The following is a 5,317-nucleotide window of genomic DNA, read 5'->3' on the forward strand; positions in this document are numbered from 1 at the left end:
CGACACCGGCACGCCCAGCCTCTCGGCGGTCTCGGTTACTGACTTGTTGTGGGTGAAATTCAGGACGGCAGCGGTAGCGAAGGCGATCGCCGCGGCCCCGGTGACGACGAGGTATGCAGCAGTCATGCGTTCAAATCCCGTTCCGCATCCGGTAATCGCCCGGCACCATCATCTCCGGGGTGTGGGCGGGGTTAAGGTCCAGCCCGGCAAGGGGGTACGAAAAGCGGCAGCCGCTTCAACCGCGCCGATCAGCTTCTCGATTCCAATCGCGACTTCCGCCGTGCGGTCAGACGTCGCCGTAAACTGCACTATCTGTAGGCTCATTGCATTGGTCTCCTCTGCAGGGAGCGTTCGTCGGATGTGGTCATCTCCTTGACGGCTTGCGCCTGGGAAAGGTGACCCATGACAACCATCGAAAATCTCGCACGGCGGTTCGATAGCGATCGGCGGCACCTGAGGTCGGTGGCCTATCACTTGCTCGGCTCGGTGGCCGACGCCGAAGACGCGGTGCAGTCGGCCTGGCTGAAGGCGAGTCGGGCAGAGACCGACACGATCGAGAACGTGACCGGATGGTTCACAACGATCACCGCCCGCGAGGCCATCGACCAGTTGCGCGCTCGCAACCGGCGAGCAGAGCAGCCGTTCGGCGACACCGAACAGCTCGAGCGGGTCGCCGGTGCCACCGCGGGAGCAGACGTTGACACGCTGCTCGCCGATTCGGTCAGCCGCGCCCTGCTGGTGGTCCTCGACCGGCTTTCGCCGGCGCAACGTGTCGCCTTTGTGCTGCACGACGTGTTCGCGATGCCCTTCGACAGCGTCGGCAAGTTGTTGGATCGGTCGCCGCAAGCCGCCAAGAAGCTGGCGAGCCGGGCGCGCAGCCGAATCCACGCGCGCGGCTCGGCGGAGCCCAAGCGAACCGCCGACCACCTCGAGATCGTCGAAGCGTTTCTCGAAGCATCGCGGGGCGGGGATATTCGTATGCTGTTGCACCTGCTGGCTCCCCAGGTGGTGCGGAGAGTCGACCGCATACTGGTGCCCGACGATGTGCCGACCGAGCTGCGCGGCGCCAACGAGGTCGCCCAGGAAACCAGACGGTTCGCGTTGCACGCACGAGCGGGCGTCGTTGTCCTTATCGACGGAGCGCCCGGTATTGCCGTCGCACCCGCGGGACACCTTGAGGCGTTGCTGCAGATCGGCATTGAAGACGGCAGGATACAAACCATCGACATCATCGGCGATGCCGATAGCTTGAAAGATGCGGTTCTCGCGCTGCCATGGTGACCACGGAGACCAACTACGAACACTAGCGACGGTGTCGACAAGCACTTTGATCGTCGGACGCTTTTGCGTGGCGCCGGCGCACTTGGTGCGGCGTCACTGGCGCTCTGGCCGACCGCATGTAGCCCCGATGACGACGCGCTGACCTTCTTCTTCGCGGCCAATCCGGAAGAGGCGGATGCCCGGCGGCGAGTTGTCGACGCCTTCGGACGCAGCCACCCCGACATCAAGGTTCGCATGCTGTTGTCCGGGGCCGATCCCTTGCAACACATGTCGGTCTATTGCGCCGGCGGCAAGTGCCCGGACGTGCTGATGGCGTGGGAACTCACTTACGCCAGATTGGCTGACCGGGGAGTCCTGTTGGACCTCAATACCATGTTGGCGCAAGACAAAACGTTCGCCGCGCAGCTGAACGCCGAAAGCATCCCGTCGCTGTATCAGACGTTCACGTTCGACGGCGGTCAATACGCCCTGCCCGAACAATGGTCAGGCAACTTCTTGTTCTACAACAAGAAGTTATTTGCCGACGCCGGTGTGCGCCCGCCGCCCGGGCGATGGGAACAACCCTGGAGTTTCACCGAGTTCCTCGACACCGCCAAAGCGCTCACCAAGCGCGGCCGATCCGGCAGGGTCAGTCACTGGGGATACGTCGACAGCTGGGTCGCGTCATACGCGGCCGGATTGTTCGGCATGAACAACGGCGTCCCGTGGTCGGACCCGCGGATGAACCCGACGCACCTGAACTTCGACAACGAGGCGTTCCTCGAAGGCATCCAGTTCTACGCAGATCTGGCCCACAAGCACAACGTTGCCCCTACCTCGTCGGACACCCAATCGATGTCCACGATGGATCTCTTCAGCTCAGGCCGGGCGGCGATGGCGCTGGGCGGGCACTGGCGATGGCAGACGGTTGACCGGGCTAAGGGCCTGGATTTCGACATCACCGTGCTGCCGACCGGTCCGAGAGGGCGCGCTGCCCGTTCGAACATCGGCACAACAGGGCTTGCCATCGCGGCGAGCAGTCGGCGCAAACAGCAGGCGTGGGAGTTCGTGAAGTTCGCCACCGGCCCGGTCGGGCAGGCGGTGATCGCTGATTCTGGATTGTTCGTGCCGGTGCTGCGCACCGCGATCAAATCGCCTGGCTTCGCCGCGGCCCACGCCAGGATCGCCAATCTCGATGTGCTGACCGGCGGCCCTGGTCATGCCGAGGGCATGCCGATCACCCCGGAGTGGACAAAGATCGTCGCGTTGATGGACCGCAACATCGGCCCCGTTCTACGCGGCGCACGGCCGGCGACATCGCTGGCGAACGGGCTGTCACACGCCGTCGACGAGGTGCTTCGCACCCCATGACCCAGATCGATGATCCCGCCGCCACCGTGACCCGGCGTCGCCGATTTTCCAAACGACGCGCCCGAGCAGGACGCATGTTCGTCGCGCCCAACCTGACTGCGGTCGCCGTATTCATGGTTTTCCCACTCGGTTTCTCGCTCTACATGAGCTTCCAGAAATGGGATATCTTCAGGCCCGCCAGGTTCGTCGGTTTGGCCAACTACCACACCCTCTTTGCCGACGATCCGCTGTTCGTCATCGCGCTGCGCAACACGGTGGTCTATACCGTCGGCACCGTCGTCCCCACGGTCCTGATCAGCCTCGCCGTTGCTGGCGTGCTCAACCGAAAAATCAAGGGAATAAGCGTCTTTCGGACAATAACATTCCTGCCCTTGGCGGTGTCATCGGTAGTGATGGCCGTCGTTTGGCAGTTCGTCTTCAATACCAACAATGGTCTGCTCAACATCATGCTCGGCTGGATCGGGATCGGGCCCGTCCCATGGCTTAACGACCCGAAATGGGCGATGCTCTCGCTGTGCACGGTCAGTGTCTGGCGCAGCGTGCCGTTCGCGACTGTCATCCTGTTAGCCGCAATGCAGGGCGTGCCCGACGACCTTTATGAAGCGGCCAGGCTCGACGGCGCGGGAGAAATACGCCAGTTCGTCTCGATCACCGTGCCATTGATCCGGGGCGCGGTATCTTTCGTGGTCGTCATCTCGATCATCCACGCATTCCAGGCATTTGACCTCGTCTATGTTCTCACCGGGCATAACGGCGGGCCGGAAACCGCAACCTACGTATTCGGGATCATGCTGTTCCAGCATGCGTTCGCGTTCTTGGAGTTCGGTTACGCTTCGGCGCTGGCGTGGGTGATCTTCGGCATCCTGCTGGTATTGACCGTGCTGCAGTTGCGGCTTGGCCGCCGTCGGGCCGCCCAGGAGGAACGATCGTGGGCGTAGCAGAACGAGTGATCAAACCCAGCATTGTGCGTGCGGCCGTGCTGTATACCGCGCTGAGCGTGATCGCATGGTGTGCGCTTTTCCCGATCCTGTGGGCGGTATCGGGATCCTTGAAAGATGATGGTGAGGTAACGACCCCTACGCTGTTTCCGTCACACCCGCTGTGGTCCAACTACCGTGAGGTGTTCACGCTGATGCCGTTCTGGCGGATGCTTTTCAACTCTGTGCTGTATGCGGGCTGCGTCAGCGTCGGCCAGGTGTTTTTCTGCTCCCTGGCCGGATATGCGTTCGCACGGCTACGGTTTCGGGGCCGCGACACGTTGTTCGTCTTGTACCTGGGCACATTGATGGTTCCGCTGACAGTTACCGTGATTCCGCAGTTCATTTTGATGCGCATTGCGGGGCTGTCCGACACGCCGTGGGCGATGATCGTGCCGGGATTATTCGGCAGCGCGTTCGGCACTTACCTGATGCGCCAGTTCTTCCGCACCTTGCCGGCAGAACTGGAAGAGGCGGCGATCCTCGACGGCTGCTCGCCGTGGCAGATCTATTGGCGGATACTGCTTCCGCATGCCAAGCCCGCGGTGATGGTGCTGGCGGTACTCACCTGGGTCAACGTGTGGAACGATTTTCTGTGGCCGCTCTTGATGATTCAGCGCAATAGTATCGCCACACTTACGCTCGGGCTGGTACGGATGCAGGGCGAGTACGTCGCCAGATGGCCGGTGCTGATGGCCGCATCCATATTGATCCTGGTGCCGTTGCTTCTGGTCTACGTGGTTGCGCAACGCGCTTTCATTCGCGGTATCGCGGTCACCGGGCTTGGCGGGTGAAATGGCATCGGTGACTTTCGAGGAAGCGACGCGGCGCTACGCCGGTACAACGCGGCCCGCGGTCGACCATCTGGATCTGTGCGTGGGTGACGGCGAGTTCGTCGTGTTGGTGGGGCCGTCCGGATGCGGCAAAACCACCTCACTGCGGATGATCGCCGGATTGGAGACGGTGGATTCCGGCCGCATCCGGATCGGTGATCGAGACGTCACCGATGACGACCCCAAGGACCGCGACGTGGCCATGGTCTTCCAAAACTATGCCTTGTATCCGCACATGACGGTGGCGCAGAACATGGGCTTCGCTCTGAAAATCGCGAAAATAACGAAAGCCGAGACCCGCGAACGGATTCTGGATGCGGCCCGGCTGCTCGACTTGGAGCCGTACCTGGATCGCAAACCCAAGGATCTGTCCGGCGGACAACGCCAGCGCGTGGCGATGGGGCGCGCGATTGTGCGGCGACCGAAGGTGTTCCTTATGGACGAACCGTTGTCCAACCTGGACGCGAAGCTGCGGGTGCAAACCCGCAACCAGATCGCCGGATTGCAGCGGCGGTTGGGCACCACCACCGTTTACGTCACCCATGACCAGGTTGAGGCGATGACGATGGGCGATCGGGTCGCGGTCCTGCGCGACGGCGTGCTGCAACAGTGCGCGGCGCCCAGGGAGCTGTACCGAAGTCCGGTCAACATGTTCGTAGCGGAGTTCATCGGCTCCCCGGCGATGAACCTTTTCACCCTGCCCGTCGTCGATCACTCAGTCTCACTGGGCGACTGGCCGATCCAGCTGCCACGCGAGCTCAGCGACGCCGCAGCAGAACTCATCGTCGGCATCCGGCCCGAACACTTCGAAATCGGCGGTACCGGTATCGAGATGCAGATCGAGGTCGTCGAAGAACTCGGTGCGGACGCATATCT

General features: G+C 62.4%; 5 protein-coding genes. All 5 read left to right on the forward strand.

What is annotated here, in order from left to right:
* The first annotated feature begins 402 nt into the window (after nt 1-402).
* Nucleotides 403-1,281, forward strand: coding sequence for a sigma-70 family RNA polymerase sigma factor (locus WBF82_RS08890; RefSeq protein WP_424382683.1), 879 nt, complete (start codon nt 403-405; stop codon nt 1,279-1,281).
* Nucleotides 1,282-1,344: 63 nt separating this feature from the next.
* Complete coding sequence (locus WBF82_RS08895; protein ID WP_424382684.1) at nt 1,345-2,631, forward strand: ABC transporter substrate-binding protein; 1,287 nt, start codon at nt 1,345-1,347, stop codon at nt 2,629-2,631.
* Nucleotides 2,632-2,657: 26 nt separating this feature from the next.
* Nucleotides 2,658-3,569: a carbohydrate ABC transporter permease gene (locus tag WBF82_RS08900; RefSeq protein ID WP_424382687.1), complete on the forward strand. Its 912-nt coding sequence runs from the start codon at nt 2,658-2,660 to the stop codon at nt 3,567-3,569.
* Complete coding sequence (locus WBF82_RS08905; protein WP_424382685.1) at nt 3,560-4,402, forward strand: carbohydrate ABC transporter permease; 843 nt, start codon at nt 3,560-3,562, stop codon at nt 4,400-4,402. Before WBF82_RS08900 ends, WBF82_RS08905 begins: the two co-directional genes overlap by 10 nt.
* 1 nt (nt 4,403) lies before the next feature.
* Nucleotides 4,404-5,317: ABC transporter ATP-binding protein (locus WBF82_RS08910; protein WP_424382686.1), on the forward strand; the 914-nt coding region annotated here is incomplete at its 3' end.

This window comes from Mycobacterium sp. (assembly GCF_049673265.1).
Lineage (GTDB): Bacteria > Actinomycetota > Actinomycetes > Mycobacteriales > Mycobacteriaceae > Mycobacterium.